The organism is Shewanella sp. 10N.286.51.B7, from assembly GCF_002873615.1.
Lineage (GTDB): Bacteria > Pseudomonadota > Gammaproteobacteria > Enterobacterales > Shewanellaceae > Shewanella > Shewanella electrodiphila.
The window spans coordinates 77,576-97,968 of the sequence record NZ_MCUF01000022.1; the positions used below are offsets into that span (position 1 = coordinate 77,576).

Sequence of the window (20,393 nt, forward strand, 5' to 3'; positions counted from 1 at the left end):
GATATGATGAAAGCATTAAGCAAATTAAAGCCTGAAGAAGGCATCTGGATGGTGGATGCACCTAAGCCAGAAATGGGTCATAACGACCTATTGATTAAAATCCGCAAAACCGCCATTTGTGGCACTGATGTTCATATCTACAACTGGGATGAATGGTCACAAAACACCATTCCTGTACCTATGGTTGTTGGCCACGAATATGTCGGTGAAGTGGTTAATATGGGCCAAGAGGTCCGCGGCTTTACTGTTGGCGACCGTGTTTCAGGTGAAGGCCATATTACTTGTGGTCATTGCCGTAACTGTCGTGGCGGCCGTACTCATTTATGCCGTAACACCTCTGGTGTCGGTGTAAACCGTGATGGCGCCTTTGCTGAATACTTGGTTATCCCTGCATTTAATGCATTCAAAATTCCTGATGATATCTCTGATGATTTAGCGTCTGTATTTGACCCATTTGGTAATGCAGTACACACAGCACTATCATTTGATGTTGTTGGTGAAGATGTATTAATTACTGGTGCTGGTCCTATCGGCATTATGGCGGCTGCAGTATGTAAGCACGTTGGCGCACGCCATGTGGTCATTACTGATGTGAATGAATATCGCCTCGATTTAGCCCGCAAAATGGGTGCGACTCGCGCAGTTAACGTTGCCAAAGAAGATCTTAAAGATGTCATGAATGATTTGGGCATGACAGAAGGCTTTGATGTTGGCCTAGAAATGTCTGGTGTGCCATCAGCGTTTCATTCAATGCTCGATACCATGAATCACGGCGGCAAAATTGCCATGCTGGGTATTCCTGGTGGTGAAATGGCTATTGATTGGAGTAAAGTTATCTTTAAAGGACTTATCCTTAAAGGTATTTATGGCCGAGAAATGTTTGAAACTTGGTACAAAATGGCCAGCCTTATTCAATCTGGTTTAGATTTATCGCCAATTATCACTCATCATTTCGCAATTGATGACTTCCAACAAGGCTTTGATGCTATGCGTTCGGGCCAATCAGGAAAAGTGATTTTAAACTGGGATTAATTCCCGATTATAAATTGCCGCAATAATAAAGGGGTTGTATCTATACAGCCCCTTATTAGATACTTCAGTTATCTTCTTAATCTCATTTCAAACAGCAGCGGTATAGCATGAGCACTTTCAAGCACCTTTCAATTAACGAACTTATCCATATGACAGCAGAATCTGATGATATCCAAATCGTCGATATTCGTGATGCGGCCAGTTATGCTGCTGGTCATATTGAGACTTCTATTCATCTCACCAATGAAAACATTGCCAACGTTATTGCTGATGCAGATATGGATAAACCGCTTGTCGTGGTGTGTTATCACGGTATTAGTAGTCAAGGCGCAGCTGGGTATCTTATCGAACAAGGCTTTGATGACGTTTATAGTCTTGATGGCGGTTTTACCGCTTGGAGTGAAGCGCACGCATGATTGAAATCGGCCAACTACCCCACGCAAGAGCAGCACAAGCCTTTATCGACTACTTAAAAGGTCTAGATATTGAGTGCGTGCCTATCGTAAATGAGCATGGTGTAGCATTGGTCGTTTATCAACAAGATAAAGCTGAGCAAGCTCGCTATGAATTTGAACAGTTTAAACAAAATCCATATCAGAAAAAGTATTTAGAAGCCTCGTGGGATAATGGTTCCACTCAAACCAAACTAGATTACGGTTCCTCTTCCTTAGGGCTGATTCAACAGTTCATTACTGGAGCAGGACCACTCACTTTAGTTACCTTTTTTGTATGTGTTGCCGTTTTTGCTGCAATGAACCTTGGTTTTGCTAATCAAGTTTTCAGCCAATTATCATTTTTTAGTGCGGTGCCAAACAGCGACTTTAGCCAAGTATGGCGCGTATTCACCCCGAGCTTGATGCATTTATCAGCGATGCATCTTCTCTTCAATTTACTCTGGTGGTGGTATTTAGGCGGTAAAATTGAAACCAAACTCGGCACTCGGCCATTGATGATTCTATTACTTGTAGCAGGCAGTCTGCCCAGCTTAGTCCAGTACATGATGACTGGACCAAACTTCGGTGGTTTATCAGGCGTAGTATACGCCGTGGTTGGTTACACCTGGATTATGGGCCAACGTGCACCAGAGTCTGGCATCGGCATTCCAAATAGCTACATGACATTTATGTTGATTTGGTTAGTACTTGGTTTTACCGATCTACTCGGCATGCCTATAGCGAACGGAGCTCATATTGGTGGCTTGCTTGTGGGATTGGCTCAAGGGGCATTTGATAGTCGTAAACTATCCAGATAACGACTAAATTATCGCTATCTTGAATACCACTAAAGCTCTGTTAAACAATAAAATAAGCAACCCCAAATACCAGCGCTCCAAAGGTTGCCTCTGAGATAAAAGCCATCGTCGTTGAGGAGTTTTGAATAGTTCGTTTCATATTGCTTATGAATAATTGAGTTAACCAAACTTCAGATAAATATTTATCAGTATTTATCTGAAGTTTGGTGCTTGAAGCGGTTTATGTTTATACCAAATTGCTACTAAGCTGACTATGTCATCTTTAAAACCTGATCCACTAACTTTTCTATTCCTATATTTGCGTCAGCAATAGAATTTGCCAACATATAGGCCGGTGTTGAAACAACAAGATTATCCATATCAACCACAATATCATCCACTGTAGCATCGACATGCTGCCCACCCATTTCGGTATAGGCTTGCGCAGTACCAGAATCATTACCAATGGTGCCTTTAACGCCACTTTTAAAAATAGCTGGCATCATCACTGGCGCAATACACATAAAACCCATCGGCTTTTTAGCTAAGGCAAATTCTTGAATAAAGGATTCAACCTCAGGATGCAATTTGCTAGCGCTACCAGCAACGGCAAAATCACATAGGTTTTTAGCTGCCCCAAAACCACCAGGTACAATAAGTGCGTCAAATTCGCTGATATTAAGCTCGGTAATATTACTCACTTCACCACGAGCTAATCGGGCAGATTCCTGAAGTACATTGCGCGTTTCTTCAGCGCTAACTTCCCCATTGAAATGATTTACGACGTGCATTTGTTCAATATCAGGTGCAAAACATTGATAGTTCACACCTGCTTTAGATAAAGCCAATAGCGTTAATACCGATTCATGGATTTCTGCGCCATCATAAACACCGCACCCACTGAGTAGTACTGCAATATTTTTCATTTCTGATCCTTTGAATAGCGATTAATTTAACTTTTTTTAAACAAATCTATTGATCTGATTAAAAAACATGCTAACTTAGTTTCTCGAATTTGTTTCACGGTTTAAAAACTGTACCAAATAATCGAGTAAATCAATAAGAATATTAAAAAAGTCCACATATTCGGAATATTTTTTAAAACTACAATTTAACTCACAAAAATATTAAAAAACGTAAAAAATCATAAAGTTAAGAGTTTTATTCCCAGTCGTAATTAAAACCACCTTAGATGATAAATTAATTCACTCACAGACTTATCCACAGGCTGAGGGTTAATTTTCCGTGGCCGAAAATCCTTGTATGTGGCATTCTAAGGCCATCTCAGAATACTGAACATGAAAATAGACTATGCCAACAATCCCCAATAACCCACTCGTCCTTGTGGATGGTTCTTCTTATCTTTATCGCGCATTTTATGCACCACCACATTTGACTAATTCTAAAGGCGAAGCAACTGGTGCTGTTTACGGTGTAGTCAACATGCTTCGTAGCTTAATGAGCCGATATAACCCAAGTCATATTGCAGTTATATTCGATGCAAAGGGCAAAACATTTCGTAATGACATGTATAGCGAATATAAAGCTCAGCGCCCACCAATGCCTGACGACTTACGCAGTCAAATTGAGCCTTTGCATGCCATCATTCACGCCTTAGGTTTGCCATTAATCTGTATTCCAGGCGTTGAAGCTGATGATGTCATTGGTACTATTGCGCTTAAGGCCAGTAAAGAAGGTCGAGCAACCCTTATTAGTACGGGTGATAAAGATATGGCTCAACTTGTTGATGAGCATGTCACCTTAATTAACACCATGACAGATACCATAATGGGACCAGCTGAAGTCACTGAAAAATTTGGTGTCGGACCAGAACTCATTATTGACTTGCTTGCCATGATGGGTGATAAAGCCGATAACATTCCGGGCTTACCTGGCGTTGGTGAAAAAACGGCATTAGCAATGCTAACGGGTGTAGGCGGAGTCGATAAGCTTATCGCAAATCCTGAAAGCGTTTTAGATGTGACTTTCCGTGGTTCTAAAACCATGCCTAAAAAGATTGAAGAAAATAAAGAGATGCTGCAACTCTCATACGATCTCGCCACAATCAAAACAGATGTGGAATGGGATGATGACTGGGCACCATTAGAAATTAAGCCGCAAAACCGTGATGAGCTGGTTAAATTATTTGGTGAAATGGAGTTCAAACGTTGGTTAGCCGAAGTATTAGATAATAAATCAGGCTTTTCAGCTGCTAGTTCAAGCACAACAACTGAAGACACTCCACCAGCCTCTCCAGCAATTGACGCAGAATACGAAACGATTCTTACTGAAGCCGATTTAGCTAAATGGGTTGCTAGATTATCTAAAGCGGACTTAATTGCTGTAGACACTGAAACCACCAGCCTAAATTATATGGAAGCGAAGCTCGTCGGTATCTCTTTCGCTGTCGAAATCGGAAAAGCCGCATACCTGCCATTAACCCATGATTATTTAGATGCACCAGAACAACTCCCTGTTGAATACGCTCTAGAACAATTAAGACCTATATTAGAAAGTGATAGCATCAAAAAAGTGGGTCAAAACCTTAAGTATGACATCAGCATCTTTGCTAATGCAGGCGTTTCACTTAAAGGTGTCCGTTTTGATACGATGCTCGAATCATACGTATTTAACTCAGTAGCATCTCGTCATGATATGGATGGTTTGGCACTTAAATATTTAGGCCACAAAAATATCAGTTTTGAAGAAATCGCAGGTAAAGGGGCTAAACAACTCACCTTTAATCAAATCGATTTAGACACGGCCAGCCCTTATGCTGCTGAAGATGCTGACATCACCCTTCGATTACATGAGCACCTATGGCCGAGAGTAGCAAAAGAACCTTCTCTTATGTCTGTATTTAATGAGCTTGAATTACCGCTTATTCAAGTCTTGTCAGATATCGAACGCCAAGGTGTGTTAATTGATAGCATGTTACTAAGTCAGCAAAGTGATGAATTGGCACAGAAGATTGATGAGCTTGAAACCAAAGCCTATGACATTGCTGGCGAGAAGTTTAACTTAAGCTCTCCTAAGCAGTTACAAGCTTTGTTTTTTGAAAAACTCGGATACCCGATCATCAAAAAAACCCCAAAAGGTGCGCCGTCAACTGCTGAGGATGTACTCATTGAGCTTGCATTAGACTACCCACTACCAAAGCTGATTTTACAGCACAGAAGCCTGTCTAAACTTAAAAGCACTTATACTGACAAGCTACCGTTAATGGTGAACTCAGAAACGGGTCGTGTGCATACCAGTTATCACCAAGCGAATGCGGCCACGGGGCGTTTATCATCAAGCGAGCCAAATTTGCAAAACATCCCAATTCGAACTGAAGAAGGCCGCCGCATTAGACAAGCCTTTATCGCCCCTGAAGGTCGTAAAGTGTTAGCTGCCGATTATTCTCAAATCGAGCTGCGCATTATGGCGCACCTTTCACAAGACGAAGGGTTATTAACCGCCTTTGCCGAGAATAAAGATATTCATAAAGCCACTGCAGCTGAGGTATTTGGTGTTCACTTTGAAGAAGTGACCACCGAGCAAAGACGCCGTGCCAAAGCGGTTAACTTTGGTTTGATTTACGGTATGTCAGCCTTTGGTTTAGCAAAGCAATTAGATATCCCGCGTAAGGAAGCACAAACTTATATCGATACTTATTTTGCCCGTTACCCTGGTGTCCTTAAATATATGGAAGACACCCGTGCATTAGCGGCTGAAGTTGGTTACGTAGAAACACACTATGGCAGACGTTTATACCTTCCTGATATTAAGGATAGAAATGCTATGCGCCGCCAAGCTGCTGAACGAGCAGCGATTAACGCACCAATGCAAGGTACGGCTGCAGACATCATCAAAAAAGCCATGATTAATATTGATCAATGGATCAAGAATGACACCCATGGTGAAATCACTATGATGATGCAGGTTCACGATGAATTGGTTTTTGAAGTCGAAGAAGCGCAAGCTGAGTCACTTAAAGCAAAAGTGTGCGAATTGATGGCACAAGCGGCCACTTTAGATGTCACCCTATTAGCAGAAGCAGGTCTTGGTGATAACTGGGATGAAGCTCATTAATATGCCCATTTGATCCTGCCTTTAAGCAGGAAAATAAGCTGTTTCACTTTAAGAAATAAACAATCCCGTAGTTTTGCAACTATGGGATTGTTGTTTTTAGGCCTAAAAAACACCAACAAGGTGAAAAATACACCTTCAAATGTGGCAAACTTCACATTATTGTTCATTTTTACAAAATACAGTTTTTCATTTTAAGGCTAATGAAGTATTATTCTCTGCGTAGGGTACAGAGGTTAAGATGTTCCATCTTTCAGACCTTTTTATTTCACTAGAAATAGTGACAAGCCGAATTATGGCGCTCCAGCATCTTAATATGCTGGAGCTTTTTTTTGCCTAAAATTTAATTTAGAGTAAATACTTTAAAAAAGATTAAAAAACGATTATCATATTGTTATTGAGCGTCATCGATGAGTAGGTGACACTTGAGTCTTGTTGAATTTAGCTTCTCCCCAAAAGAGCTAATTTTTTATAACCGGTGACAATATGTCGTCGGTTTTTTTTTGTTTAAACGCTGCACTCTCCCACTAAAACCTCTAATGCACAAAGCTTGATCACAAAAAAAACCGCTAAGTTTATTTATATAAACTCAACGGTTTTTGTTAGTAAAAGACTGCAGGCCTATCGTTTCTTATTCCGAATCTTGTTCAGCTTGCTTCTCTGCTTCAGTTAGCCAACTTGGGTTGCACCACTCGTTAAGAATGCCCAACACTTTTGGTTTACCGGTTCCTTTTAAGGATGAAAACGGCTCTACTTTGACCCAGTCACCAAACTCAGCCAACTCTTTACGCACAGCGTTAACCGTTTTCATTTTAACGTTTTGTGCGAGCTTATCTGATTTAGTCAGCAAGGCTAATACTGGTATTTCACTTAACACTGCCCATTCAATCATTTGCAGATCTAAATCTTTTAGGGGATGACGAATATCCATTAACACAACTACACCGCTTAAACAGGTGCGTTCTTGCAAATATTCACCAAGGGCTTTTTGCCATTTGTTCTTTAATGCCAATGGCACTTTTGCAAAACCATAACCTGGTAAATCGACGAGTCGACGGTTTTCATCTAATTCAAATACATTGATAAGTTGAGTACGACCAGGGGTTTTACTGGTTCTTGCCAAGCCTTTTTGCTCGGTCAAAGCGTTGAGAGCACTAGACTTACCCGCATTGGAACGCCCAGCAAACGCAATTTCTACACCGGTATCACCAGGAAGATACTGATCAAGATGCGCAATGTCTGGCGCACTAATTAAAAACTTGGTTTTTCGAAAATCTATACGCGTTTCTGACACGATTTGCTCCAATAAATTTGGGGTAATACCTTAATTATGTAAGATTTGCTTACTTTTCCACATTTTCGTGTAAAATATTAGCCTGATCACAGTTTGTAGATTTTACCACGCTTGCGGGTCTTCCTAGTAAGCTCAGGACAATAAATTAAACAAGAAGTTGGAACGCCATGAAAAAGTTAGCTCTTGCGCTGTCTGTATTTGCCGCTATATCAACGCCTGCAATCGCTGAAGGTGATGTGGAAGCGGGTAAAACTAAATCAGTTATGTGTTCTGCCTGTCACGGTGTTGACGGTAACAGCATTGCCCCTATTTGGCCTAAATTGGCCGGACAGCACGCATCTTATCTAGAAAAACAATTACATGATTTCCAAGCGGCAGCTAAAAGCGGCGGCAAAGAAGGTCGTAATGATCCTACCATGACTGGTATGTCAATAGCGTTATCTGAACAAGATATTAAAGATGTTTCTGCATATTATGCAAGTCAAACACAATCAGTTGCTGATGTAGCCAATGTACCAGCTGAAGGTGAAGCCCTTTATAAAGGCGGCGACATGGCTCGCGGTATCACTTCATGTATGGCATGTCATGGACCAGATGGCAAAGGCGGCGAACTTGCCGGCTTCCCAGCGATTGGTGGCCAGCATGCTGATTACATCAAAATTCAGTTAACTAAGTTCCGTGATACAAATCGTAACAACGACCTGAATGGCATGATGCAAGATGTTTCTAAAAAGTTATCTGACAGTGATATTGAAGTATTATCTCAATATATTTCAAGTCTTAAGTAATTTTTTCTTCATATTTAAATGAAGCTAAAAGGGTGATTATTCACCCTTTTTCACAACCCTAAGTTGACGTTTACGTAAACTTAATAACATTCATGCTTGACAGAGATCACGTATTTAGGGTTAAATAGCCCCGTACCGAGATGAACCCAGCTGTAAGAACAAAAATATTAATTCCATCTTACAGATTTCGGATACGTTTACATTTAAGATATAAGAATAAAATTAATAAATAACAATAATATAAATAAGACCACTCGCTAATAATAATAAGAGTCGTGATTTCAGCTTGAAATCCAGGTCATATAGAATTTGTAAGGAACAGACCAATTGGTCGACTCGCTTAAATAGCACTCCCTTACGCAACAGAGATAAAACCCCATAAGGACACTACTTTAAGGATTAAAGTAGCGGCATAGGAAGCTAATTGCTTAGGATGCACTTGCGGAGGCTTGTTATCACTGGAAGGTACTTTTAAACATGGATTGTTTACTAATGTCATTGAAGACAACTAGGAAATTGATGAGTCATTGAAGACCATCTACGGAAGCTGTGGTCAGGACGGCAACAGGATTAAGAAAAAGGGTCATTGATGACCGATAACAATAAAAAATGCACGGAAAGCTCTAAAAATAAGATGGATATTGACCGGGATAGTCACATAGCAAGTATGGATACTTGGAATAAAAATTTGGTGTGATAAACACTATTTTGCAAGGTGGCAGTTTACTGCCACCTTTTTTTATTTCTTCTTTTCAAGAAATCTGTTATTGATTGATAATCTTCGCCTTTGTTTGGATCATACCTGACTTCAATGATTAAATGCCCGTTGTGCAGTCATACTGCTGAGTTTTTTATCCAAGATAAAAAAAGAGCCTTCTACAGCTGTCCTCAATGCCAACTGGTTTTCGCAAACCCTCAATCACATTTAATGCCAGCAGCACAGTTACAGCGCTATGGCCGTGCGAATAAAGCCGCTAAGCAAAAACAACTGGTGCAGTTTATCCAACCTTTACTTGGTCAAATTAGTGCACAGCAAGAAGGTCCATTAACAGGACTTAATTTTGGCCGAGTCTTAGACCAAGCAAGTCTTGATATAATCGAACTTGCTGGCCATCGTCTTAACCAATACGATCCTTTTATCAAATCCGATCAACAAATCTTTAATCAGCAATATGACTTCATTTGTTGCTATCGGGTACTGGAACATTTTCAGCAACCGCTCAAAGAGTGGTCATTGATCACTAATTTATTAAAAAATGGCGGCTGGTTAGCAATCAGCACTTCATTACTCACTGACTTAGCTCATTTTTCTAAGTGGCACTTTAAAAACAACCCCACTCACGTAAGCTTTTACCAGCAACAAACTTTTGAGTATTTAGCACAAAACAGCGAATTTAAGCTATTATTTGCAGCAAAAGAGCTCGTATTGATGCAAAAAACATCAAAGTCTGATATAAAGCGCATCCTGATTTAGTGCAAGGTGGATGATTATCTATCTAGCCAACTTTTTACAACCACATGAGATCACTGATGGCTCGTAGTAAAAAATCGCGCAAGGGCGGCGAAAACGGCCCTACACAAGCACCAAGAGTCAAAAAGGCTGATCGTAAAGTCACTGGCAGCAGAAAGAAAGATAACGGTCATAAGTCTGGCAGTCGTCACAACGAGGCCTTGATTGAGCAACAATCACCGCATGTAACGACCAGTAAAAGTAATGACCCTCGTCATGGCAGCAAGAAACCTGTGCCATTGATGGTTAAAGCAGTAGAGACAACGGCGCCAGTTGCTAAAGTTAAGCAGCCTAAACTGACTGATGAGCAGAAATTATTGAAACTTGAGGATGACCCAAGATTCAATAATTTATTAGACTTATTAGAAGAAGGTAAAGACCTTTCTGCTGATGACCAAAAATGGTTAGATAGCCAGCTTGCTAAAATGGAAGCATTGATGGAAAAACTTGGTATCTCAGATGCTGAAGAACTTCCAGCTCAAACAGCAAATACTAGCAAAAAACCTGCTTCTGATGATGATTTATACGAGCGCTTCGAAAGTGGTGCTGATGTATTAAAAGACTACCAGTCTTAAATCATTAATAAATGGCATACTCATTGGGTATGCCATTTTTCTATCTGTTACTTATCTACCTTGATTAAGGATTAATTGTGTCTAGCCTTGTTATTGCCCTCGCCATCATCGTTATTGTGCTGTTAGCGTCTTATGCCGGTTATTTGCTATTAAAGGTCAAGAAACAACAGCAAGACGCTGTTGAAGCTAAGCAGCAACGCTTAGATGAAGCAAAAGCGAAAAAGCAGCAAGTATTAGATGACATAAAATACATCGCTGCAGCAATGCTAGAGGAGCGATGTGAACCTTCTGAAGGAGTCATGCGCATTGCTAAGCTATTTGAAGCTTTATCAATGTCTGAACAGATGGCTGTAGAGTTCCCACATATCTTTGAGCATTATGACTGCATTAAAGCCCACCCAATAAAAGAAGCCCGTAAGTCACTCGAGAAACAACAACGAATGAAGTTAGATTTAGCGCGTATGAAATCAGAAGCTAAGCTAGAACAAGGGTTAACTGAGGATGCACAGAAAATTACCCAGTTCCATTTCATTCACTAAGACACAGTAATCAGCATTTAAGATGGCCTTGATTATTATCAACACGTTAATAAGCAGGCCATTTGCTGCCCTAACCTTTCTTTCTAAGCTGTGAGCCATCCCACAATTTCACAAAACTTCACAGATTTCAGACTAAATACCGTCTTTCTAGCAACATCAAATTTCAAATTTACAACGTAGTTCAAGGTTTTTTGTCTAAGATCGCTGCATACTTCGTCTATTGCTAATTTACTCGGAGAACGTGCCTTGAAGCAGCCCACACAAATAAGTTGGGATCAGTCAATGATCGAAAAATATAACTACAGTGGTCCACGCTATACGTCGTACCCTACGGCGCTAGAGTTTGACGATAGTTTCACTGAGCAAAACCTACTCTCTGCAATTGAAACCAGTAAAAGCGACAAGCTGTCTTTATATATTCACATTCCTTTCTGCGCCAAGCTTTGTTATTACTGTGGATGTAATAAAGTCATTACTCGTCATGCTCATAAAGCGGATCAGTACATCGAATACCTTGCGAGCGAAATTGTAAAACGTGCTCCTCTATTCAAAAACTACACAGTGACTCAAATGCATTGGGGTGGCGGTACACCGACATTCTTAAACCCAGAACAAATTCTCACCTTATCTTCATTAATCAAAAATCACTTTAACTTTGCTGATGAAGGTGAATTCTCGATTGAGGTTGATCCGCGTGAAATCGAGCTAACCATGCTTGATACCTTAAAAGAAGCTGGTTTTAACCGTATTTCGATTGGTGTTCAGGACTTTAATAAGAAAGTACAAGTTGCTGTAAACCGTGAGCAAGATGAACAATTCATTTTTGACTTAATGGCAAAAGCAAAAGACATGGGCTTTGTATCGACCAATGCCGATTTAATTTACGGTTTACCACATCAAACGCCAGAAACGTTTGCTGAAACCATTAAACGTGTCATTGAGCTTTCTCCAGACCGCTTATCAATCTTTAATTACGCGCATTTACCATCGCGTTTTGCCGCTCAGCGTAAAATTAAAGATGAAGATATGGCTTCGCCACAGCAAAAGCTTGATATGTTGCATCAAACAATTGAGTCGCTTACTGGTGCAGGTTACCAATTCATTGGTATGGACCATTTTGCAAAGCCAGATGATGAGCTATCAAAGTTACAAAATGCGGGTAAATTACACCGTAACTTCCAGGGTTATACCACCCAAGAAGAGTGTGACTTACTAGGTTTAGGTGTCTCTTCAATCAGCCAAATTGGCGATTGCTACGCACAAAACCAAAAAGACATCCGTCCTTACTATGAGTCAATTGATGAAGCAGGTCATGCCTTATGGAAAGGTTGTAGCTTAAATCGTGATGATGAAATTCGTCGTGTGGTGATTAAGCAAATGATTTGTCATTTCGATTTAGATCTGACTAAGATTGAGCAACAATTTGATATTAACTTTGAAGAATACTTTGCAGAAGATTTAAAACTTCTACAAACTTTCATCGATGACAAACTTGTTGATATTACTGATCGCAAACTAACGATTAGCCCTACTGGTCGTTTGTTAATTCGTAATATTTGTATGTGCTTTGACGTGTATTACCGTCAAAAGGCACGTCAACAACAGTTCTCTCGTGTGATTTAATAATTGTTGAATATTAAATTCACGATAATAAAAAACCGCTGAATTTCAGCGGTTTTTTGTTTTATTCATTGCTTAAAAATGGTGTTATTTGACCATTTATAATTTTGAAGCGTATAAAGCTTTGCGCTCACTATCAGACAAAAATGCCATCTCAACACCATTGCGCTGCACTTGGCTAATCTGATCATTTGACAGGTGAAGTTCAGATTTAGCGATACGATACTCATGTTGAATATCAATGTTGCTCACACCAGGATCATCGGTATTTAAACCAATTAATACACCAGCATCTAGAAACTGATTAAATGGATGTGAAGCGTAATCAGCAACTGTAGAGGTATGTAAGTTACTGGTTGGGCATGATTCAATTCCAATAGAGTGCTTTGCCAAATATTCCATCATCTTAGGGTCATGTATCGCATTCACACCGTGACCAATACGTGTTGCACCTAACTCTTGAATCGCTTGCCACATACTCTCACTTCCAGCGGCTTCACCAGCATGAGCGGTAATTTGTAAGCCAGCATCACGTACTCGCTTAAAGTGATCATTAAACAAGTCGCCAGGGAAACCTAGTTCGTCACCCGCTAAATCCATGCCCACCAAAGCATCTCGGTGTGCTAAAAGCCCTTCAAGCTCTAATCGACATTTCTCTTGCCCAAATGAACGCGACATAATCCCGATAAGGTTAACCTTAACAGCATGTTCTTTCATGCCAGCTTTAACCCCATCAATAACGGCTTCTACGACGCCTTCAATCGGTAAGTTATGGTTCATTGCCATGTAATACGGGCTAAAACGTAACTCAGCATAATCTAAACCTGAAATAGCCGCATCTGCTACGTTTTCATAGGCAACACGCTTAACTGCATCCAAGTCTGCCAATACTGCGACCATCCAATCTAGCTTTTTTAAAAAAGCGACTAAGCTGTTTTCCTTGCCCTGAATTTGCACAAAAGGTGCAAGTGCTTCTAACGAGTCTGCTGGCAGCTTAATTCCATGCTGATGTCCGAGTTCCCAAATGGTTTTGACTCTAACATTGCCATCTAAATGACGGTGTAAATCAACTAATGGAATGGATGTATTGATCATTATTAACCCCTATTAATTTTCTGAGCTAAATGTGTTTTTTGTTTTATGAACATCTAGCACTGCGAAGTTTAACATGCCCCAACAAAAAGGTGACGTTTTTATCGCCTAAACTGCATAATCAGTAACAATTATTTCCGCTGATTCCGCTAGCGTGGTTTATGCGGAATTGGTATGTTGTTAGCTAGTCATTTAACTTGTAATTTATTCTTGTAAATTATTGTCGATAAAGGAATTCACATGCGTAAGCTCATTTTGCCTGCGATTATCATGCTCGCTATTACTGGCTGTAAAATGACCACAGGGTCAAAAGCTCAATATTATCTTGGCGACACTAAAAAAGCAGAAACTACCGTCGATAAACCGCAAGAAGTAAAAGCGGCAACTGTTGAGGATATGAGTCTAAAGACAATTATAGATAATGCATGGCAAGTTTACGTAGATTATTCACCTCAATTGGCCTACTCATTAGGCGATGAGTCAAAAGCAGCGCTGCTTGCGGATTTATCTCCTGAAATCTTAGCTGAAAAAAACTTACGTCAAAAAGCATTATTGTCGTCTTTAAAACAGTTGGACAAAGACAAACTATCTAAAACAGATAAAATTAACGCTCAGCTTTTGCAATATCAATTGCAAAACAGTGTCGATATGTACACTTACAAAGATCATTACTTACCTATAACGGCTGAAAGTGGTTTTCATGCCTATGTCGCCTCAATGGCAAATGCTCGACTGAATACAGCAGAGGATTATCAGAACTACTTAGATAAAATGACCGCATTGCCGAAATACTTTGCTCAACAGACATTTTGGTTAAAACAAGGGCTGAGTAGTGGTATCACTCCTGCAAAAGTGACACTAAATGGATTTGAAGACAGTATCAGTGCTTATATTGTCAGTGTTGAAGACAGTGGCTATTACAAACCTTTTGCCGACTTTCCAGACCACTTCACTGAAGCTCAAAAAGTCGACTTTGAAACCAAAGGTAAGCAAGTTATTTCACAACAAGTGCTCCCCCTTTATCAACAGTTTTATGACTTTATGACCGAAGAGTATATCCCTAACGCGCGCACTTCTATTGCCGCAAAAGATATGCCTAATGGTGACGCCTTCTACCAAAACAGAGTGGAATACTACACCACGCTTAATATGACTGCGGATGAGGTTCATCAACTTGGTTTAAAAGAGGTCGCTAGAATTCGAGCAGAAATGGAGCAAGTGATAACTGATGTAGAATTTAAAGGAACCTTCCCTGAATTTTTACATTTCTTACGCACAGATCCTCAGTTTTACCCTAAAACTGCAGAAGAGCTGCTTAAGGAAGCGGCTTATATCGCTAAAAAAGCAGACGCTATTTTGCCTCAATATTTTGCTACGCTTCCGAGAACACCTTACGGGATCAAACCCGTTCCTGCTGAAATAGCCCCGAAATACACCACCGGACGTTATTCTGGTTCAAATCGAGATGATGAAGCAGGCTTTTACTGGGTAAATACTTATGCACTAGATAAACGCCCACTTTATGAAATGGAAGCACTCACCTTACATGAAGCTGTACCTGGCCATCATTTACAAATTTCTCTCAATAAAGAGTTGACCGACCTACCCAACTTTAGACGCTATAGCTATATTTCAGCTTTCGGTGAAGGATGGGGGTTATATTCAGAGTATTTAGGGTTAGAAGCGGGCTTCTACCAAGACCCTTACAGTAATTTCGGCCGATTAACTTACGAAATGTGGCGTGCTGCTAGATTGGTTGTCGATACTGGCATGCATACTCAGGACTGGAGTCGAGATAAAGCCATTGAGTTCATGGCCAGCAATACTGCATTATCAATGCACAATGTCACCACTGAAATCGATCGCTATATTTCATGGCCTGGACAGGCACTATCATACAAGATTGGTGAGCTAACGATTAAGCGATTACGCACTAAAGCAGAATCAGAACTTGGTGAAGATTTTGATATTCGCCTATTTCACGATGCTTTATTAGAAAATGGCTCTGTCACAATGGATATTCTCGAACAAAAAGTGGATGAGTTTATTCAAGAACAAAAATCTGCTCAATCATAAAATAATCGTTTAAAAATGTTGGCTAAATGTGTTTTCAGCCAACATTTTCAATTCAAATATCTTTGTATTACGCTTTCGCTAAAACTGCACAAATTAGTTTGCTACACTGCTCTCATCTTCGATATATGATTTCAATTTGGTCGTTACTAATAAAGGTGAGTATTGTGCTTTTTTCGTCAGAACATCAACTAAACAATAATGAGCAACAGCAATTCTGGCAAACCGTCACTCAATCAACATTAACCAAAGACAGTATCTCCTTAGCATATGCTTACATTCAACACCCTGATAACGATAAAGCCATTGTCATCAGTAGCGGACGTGTAGAAAGCTATCTTAAATATAAAGAGTTAATGTTTGATCTCTATCAGCAGGGATACAGCCTTTACATTTTAGACCATCGGGGCCAAGGGTTATCATCAAGAACAACTATCAACCCTCATCAAGGGCACATTGATAAGTTTCAAACCTACATTAATGACCTAAATGACTTTATTGAACAGATAGTCAAACCCAACGATCATAACGATTTATATCTTGTTGGGCACTCAATGGGCGGAACCATTGGCACTCTCTATATGGAGCAATATCCAGCGACATTTAATGCTGCGGTATTTTCAGCCCCAATGTACGGTATAAAACTACCATTTAACAAAGCTTTCATTCGCTCACTCGCCGCTTTATTGGATACCTCTAGTGACAAGCAGCCAAATAAACAACCGAATTATGTTTTAGGCGGTACCGATTATCAGCCGGTAGTTTTTGAAAAAAATCATCTTACCAATAGCCCTAATCGATATCAGATGATCTTAAATGTGTTTCAACAAGATCCTGAAATACAACTTGGTTCACCAACCAATCGTTGGCTAATAGAAGCGATGGACGCTGCGGACAGAGCAATAAAAGCAGCAGCACTTAGCATTAAGCCAATTCTGGTTTTACAGGCTATGGACGATGCTATTGTAGATAATGCGGCACAAAATAGAGCTGAGAATAAGTACTGTCAAATTCGCAGAATCAACAATTGTCAGCATGAAGTGTTTATTGAAGCAGATGATGCTCGCAATCAAGCTTTACGAGCATTAGTGACCTTCCTTGATCAGTATTGATACAGAGTCACTCCTTAATGGCTAATCTTTAATTGAAAGGCACCTTCCACACCACACTTAATGTTAATTCAGACTCAAGTAGGTGCTTTATATCTTGTTGTGATAACGGACGGCTAATCACATAGCCTTGAAATAGATTACTCTTCAGCTGACTTAAGGCCGTCAGTTGTTGACGATCTTCTATTTGCTTAACGACGACAGGGTAATTAAGTTGGTTCGTGAGATTTATCAGCGAAGTAAAAATATTTCTAGACTCTTCAGACACTGCAATATCAACAATGTAGTTTGCGGCAAATTTAACTTGAGAAAAGTGTAATCCGTGCAAACGATGTAATGGACACAAACCCGAACCAAAATCATCTAGTGCAATGCGAATACCTACACGTTGTAAGGTTAAAATTTTATTCTTAGCGGTTTCTGCGTTTATAGAAAAGATATCTTCAGACAATTCCAATTGGATTAATTTAGGCTCGATACCATGCTGCTTTATCCTTTCCTGGATCACTTGAACAAACATGTCCTGATGGAAGTGTCTTGAGGAGATATTAATAGAAAAACATGGACATGTAATTGCTGTCCTTTGCAAGCTTTGAATAAACAGACACACTTCATCAAGCATCCACAGTTCTAATTCAAAAATTGAATTAGATAACTCAGCGACGGGGATAAACTGCTTCGGACTAATAAAGCCAAACTCAGGATGATACCACCGCATCAAGACTTCAACACTTTCTGTATTACCTTCGATATCAACAACAGGTTGATATACCAAAGACACCTGCTTCTGTTTAATCGCTTTCTTTAATTCTTGTTGTAACTTTTGTGGCTCATGATGGCTGCCATCAAGTTGCAAGCTATGCAATACACAGGTATTGGTTTGGCTTTCAATCGCTTTACCAAGGGCTTTATCTGCTCTAGATAATAGCTGAGTAGGCTCTAAGGACTCTTTACCATCAAATACCACCATACCGACTTTGGTGAACACTGATACTGTTTGACCAGATAAGGTAAAGCTTCTACCAACAACTTGACGAACTTCGCTTGCTAACGATAACGCCCGTTTATTGGCATGCTCTAAATTGCTGCCTAAGTTTTTTGCTGCAATAACAAATTCATCATCGCCTAAACGGCTCAGTAAGCAACTGCCTGAAAAAGCCCCTGCTAATCTAGCTGAAATTTGCATTAGTAATCTGTCACCAAGCTGCTCGCCTACAGCCTCGTTGACTAATTTAATATTACTCATATTAATAAGTAACATGGTGCAATATTGATCTGACTTACGTGCATATGCCTGTAAATCAAACAGTTCATTTGCAAGTGCCTCTCGATCGATAATATCCGATACACCCACATGGCTTTGTCTTTCTACTGTAATCTTCTGGTTTTTAAGTTCTAAGGTAACATCAGTAATTGAACCAATCATTCTTATTGGCTTACCTTGCTCCCCCCATTGAATGACTTGACCTCTATCGAGCACCCAAATAAACTCGCCAGCCTTATTCATCAATTGATGAACGCTTTCATAATGTGTCGTTTTTCCTGACAAGCAATTCTCTATCGCTCTAAGCACGGTATTCTTTTCGTCAGGGTGTAAACGTGTTTCCCATGAGTCGTAACAATTGGTTATTTCTTCGGGTTTATAGCCTAATATTTCTTTCCAGAGATCAGACATAAACACATCATTAGTTTCAGTATTCCAGTCCCATATGCCGGTATTATTGGCACCAACCGAATATAACCAACGCTGCTCTGAATTAGAAACTTTAAGATTGTTATCAAGCAGGTGCTTTTCAACTTTAAGTAGTGACTCACCTAAGTTATAGACCTCTTCGACTAAGCAATTAATTCTGGTTTTATCTGATTTAGATTGAAGAACGTTATTAGCGCGTTTTGTAAGTAGTTTAATAGGGCGAACTAACAACCAATATAAAGCCCAACAAAAGAAGATCACTAATAATCCACCAACCCCCCAAATATAAATAAATCTTTTTTGTAGTTGATCTGATGCGTCTGCAATTAACGAAGAAATATCATATTCAAGGTAAATAACATCAACTGCGCTGGAGTAGCTGTATTTTGCATCAGTATTAACAGGGTAATAAGCTTGAATAGAGAGGCGATTATAGTTGATATTAAAATAGGCGGTTTCAGCAGCAACAACTTGTTGATGCAGCTCATCAGAGTATCCTTCAATAACGTTTTTGGCATCACTCTCTCGCCAAATCACATGATTAGCAAACTTAATCCGACTTGATGCATCCAATATGACATAAACCATCATATTGCTATCTGTGGAGATTAGAGAAACCTCTTGTTCTATCCTAGAAATATCTTGTATCGCTAATGCAGACTCAACCACATGGATCATTCGAAACAAGTCCTTTTGGATTTGTTTCGACTCATTGTTAGCAAGCTCTGCACGTAACTCTTCTTTTTCATAATAAAACTCGCCACTGACTAATAATAAGTACAATGAGCATAAGAAAAATGGCACTAAAAAAGATAGTGAAAAAGAAGGTCGTTTTGGCAAAATCACACCACTAATTATTAATAAGAATATGTCGCTTTGGTAACATACTAAAGACGACTTGAATCAACAACCATAAAAGCCTTTTCTGGTTAACTTAGTTCATTTGTCTGATAAATAAAGACTAATATCTCTCTGTTACTCCACGCATCTAGAATGGTTTAAACAAGACAATATCTCAAAGATTAAATAGTCACCTTGTCTAAAACTGACACAAATAGACTCATAGCAATAGAGAATGACCTCTAATAATTCTTTACCCCCAAGTTACAACCACTATCGAGTCAGTTATTCAATAAAGGTTATCTGCTCTCAATAAAGAAAGGCCAGACGCTTGGTTTGTTAGTGTTATTAAACCACATGAGCATTTATCCACACTATCGATTCGCCTAACCTACTAACAAGTAGACTCAAACTCCTGACACAAAAAGATCACGACCTAAGCAACGGGCTCACTGTAAATAGAAATTAAGCGCTTAATAATGACTTACTTTTATTATCCTTGTATGGAGACATGGGTATACCGACCACATTCCTTACTCCTAATAACTGGCACCTCTAATTTTAGACATAAAAAAGCCCGTTACGTGAGTAACGGGCTGTCTGCTCTCAATTAAGAGGCACTAATTTTAAAGATATAGTGCGCTTGGCGATGACCTATATTTACTATCCTTGTAAGGGTACATGGGCATATCGACCACACTATCTGTTTCCATAAGCCGCTAGATAGTTCACTCAAATTCCAGACACAAAAAAGCCCGTTACGTGAGTAACGGGCTATCTGCTCTCAATTAAGAGAAATTAGGCGCTTGGCGATGACCTACTTTCACATGGGGAGACCCCACACTATCATCGGCGCGATTGCGTTTCACTACTGAGTTCGGGATGGGATCAGGTGGTACCACAATGCTATTGTCACCAAGCAAATT

General features: G+C 39.8%; 15 protein-coding genes and 1 rRNA gene. 11 read left to right on the forward strand and 5 right to left on the reverse strand.

Annotation, left to right across the window (positions count from 1 at the left end):
• Positions 1 to 6: 6 nt before the first annotated feature.
• The 3 genes from tdh to glpG all read left to right on the forward strand — a co-directional run bounded on the left by tdh (position 7) and on the right by glpG (position 2,284).
• Positions 7 to 1,032, forward strand: a complete 1,026-nt coding sequence (gene tdh, locus BCU84_RS05170; RefSeq protein WP_102527031.1) for an L-threonine 3-dehydrogenase — start codon at positions 7 to 9, stop codon at positions 1,030 to 1,032.
• 107 nt (positions 1,033 to 1,139) lie between these two features.
• Entirely contained in the window at positions 1,140 to 1,448 is a 309-nt protein-coding gene (gene glpE / locus BCU84_RS05175) for a thiosulfate sulfurtransferase GlpE (protein WP_102527032.1), read from the forward strand.
• On the forward strand, positions 1,445 to 2,284 hold the full coding sequence (glpG, locus tag BCU84_RS05180; protein WP_102527033.1) for a rhomboid family intramembrane serine protease GlpG: 840 nt from the start codon (positions 1,445 to 1,447) through the stop codon (positions 2,282 to 2,284). Before glpE ends, glpG begins: the two co-directional genes overlap by 4 nt.
• A 251-nt stretch (positions 2,285 to 2,535) precedes the next feature.
• Here the strand turns inward: glpG and elbB are convergent, their stop codons facing one another.
• The gene (gene elbB, locus BCU84_RS05185; protein ID WP_102527034.1) at positions 2,536 to 3,189 is read right to left on the reverse strand and encodes an isoprenoid biosynthesis glyoxalase ElbB; all 654 of its coding nucleotides are present in this window, start codon (positions 3,187 to 3,189) and stop codon (positions 2,536 to 2,538) included.
• A 385-nt stretch (positions 3,190 to 3,574) separates the two neighbouring features.
• Between elbB and polA the strand changes: the two genes are divergently transcribed.
• Entirely contained in the window at positions 3,575 to 6,337 is a 2,763-nt protein-coding gene (polA, locus tag BCU84_RS05190) for a DNA polymerase I (protein ID WP_102527035.1), read from the forward strand.
• A gap of 628 nt (positions 6,338 to 6,965) precedes the next feature.
• Here polA and yihA read toward each other — a convergent pair.
• Positions 6,966 to 7,628, reverse strand: coding sequence for a ribosome biogenesis GTP-binding protein YihA/YsxC (yihA, locus tag BCU84_RS05195; protein ID WP_102527036.1), 663 nt, complete (start codon positions 7,626 to 7,628; stop codon positions 6,966 to 6,968).
• A 167-nt stretch (positions 7,629 to 7,795) separates the two neighbouring features.
• Between yihA and BCU84_RS05200 the strand changes: the two genes are divergently transcribed.
• From BCU84_RS05200 to hemN, 5 genes are all read left to right on the forward strand, one after another.
• On the forward strand, positions 7,796 to 8,416 hold the full coding sequence (locus BCU84_RS05200; RefSeq protein WP_102527037.1) for a c-type cytochrome: 621 nt from the start codon (positions 7,796 to 7,798) through the stop codon (positions 8,414 to 8,416).
• An 811-nt stretch (positions 8,417 to 9,227) separates the two neighbouring features.
• Complete coding sequence (locus tag BCU84_RS05205; protein ID WP_102527038.1) at positions 9,228 to 9,890, forward strand: methyltransferase domain-containing protein; 663 nt, start codon at positions 9,228 to 9,230, stop codon at positions 9,888 to 9,890.
• 56 nt (positions 9,891 to 9,946) lie between these two features.
• Positions 9,947 to 10,501: a Der GTPase-activating protein YihI gene (yihI, locus tag BCU84_RS05210; protein WP_102527039.1), complete on the forward strand. Its 555-nt coding sequence runs from the start codon at positions 9,947 to 9,949 to the stop codon at positions 10,499 to 10,501.
• A gap of 77 nt (positions 10,502 to 10,578) precedes the next feature.
• Positions 10,579 to 11,040: a DUF2489 domain-containing protein gene (locus BCU84_RS05215; protein WP_102527040.1), complete on the forward strand. Its 462-nt coding sequence runs from the start codon at positions 10,579 to 10,581 to the stop codon at positions 11,038 to 11,040.
• Between the two features lie 246 nt (positions 11,041 to 11,286).
• The gene (gene hemN / locus BCU84_RS05220) at positions 11,287 to 12,663 is read left to right on the forward strand and encodes an oxygen-independent coproporphyrinogen III oxidase (RefSeq protein ID WP_102527041.1); all 1,377 of its coding nucleotides are present in this window, start codon (positions 11,287 to 11,289) and stop codon (positions 12,661 to 12,663) included.
• Positions 12,664 to 12,759: 96 nt separating this feature from the next.
• On the opposite strand, the gene add is transcribed toward hemN, so the two are convergent.
• Positions 12,760 to 13,755, reverse strand: a complete 996-nt coding sequence (gene add / locus BCU84_RS05225; RefSeq protein ID WP_102527042.1) for an adenosine deaminase — start codon at positions 13,753 to 13,755, stop codon at positions 12,760 to 12,762.
• Between the two features lie 237 nt (positions 13,756 to 13,992).
• On the opposite strand from add, the gene BCU84_RS05230 reads away from it, so the two are divergent.
• The gene (locus BCU84_RS05230; protein ID WP_102527043.1) at positions 13,993 to 15,828 is read left to right on the forward strand and encodes a DUF885 domain-containing protein; all 1,836 of its coding nucleotides are present in this window, start codon (positions 13,993 to 13,995) and stop codon (positions 15,826 to 15,828) included.
• A 164-nt stretch (positions 15,829 to 15,992) separates the two neighbouring features.
• On the forward strand, positions 15,993 to 16,937 hold the full coding sequence (locus BCU84_RS05235) for an alpha/beta fold hydrolase (RefSeq protein WP_241906361.1): 945 nt from the start codon (positions 15,993 to 15,995) through the stop codon (positions 16,935 to 16,937).
• 28 nt (positions 16,938 to 16,965) lie between these two features.
• Here the strand turns inward: BCU84_RS05235 and BCU84_RS05240 are convergent, their stop codons facing one another.
• Together BCU84_RS05240 and rrf are read right to left on the reverse strand one after the other, a co-directional pair.
• Positions 16,966 to 19,467 (reverse strand): EAL domain-containing protein, encoded by a 2,502-nt coding sequence (locus BCU84_RS05240; protein WP_102527044.1) that lies wholly within the window; start codon positions 19,465 to 19,467, stop codon positions 16,966 to 16,968.
• A gap of 804 nt (positions 19,468 to 20,271) precedes the next feature.
• A 5S ribosomal RNA gene (rrf, locus tag BCU84_RS05245) occupies positions 20,272 to 20,387 on the reverse strand.
• Positions 20,388 to 20,393: the final 6 nt, after the last annotated feature.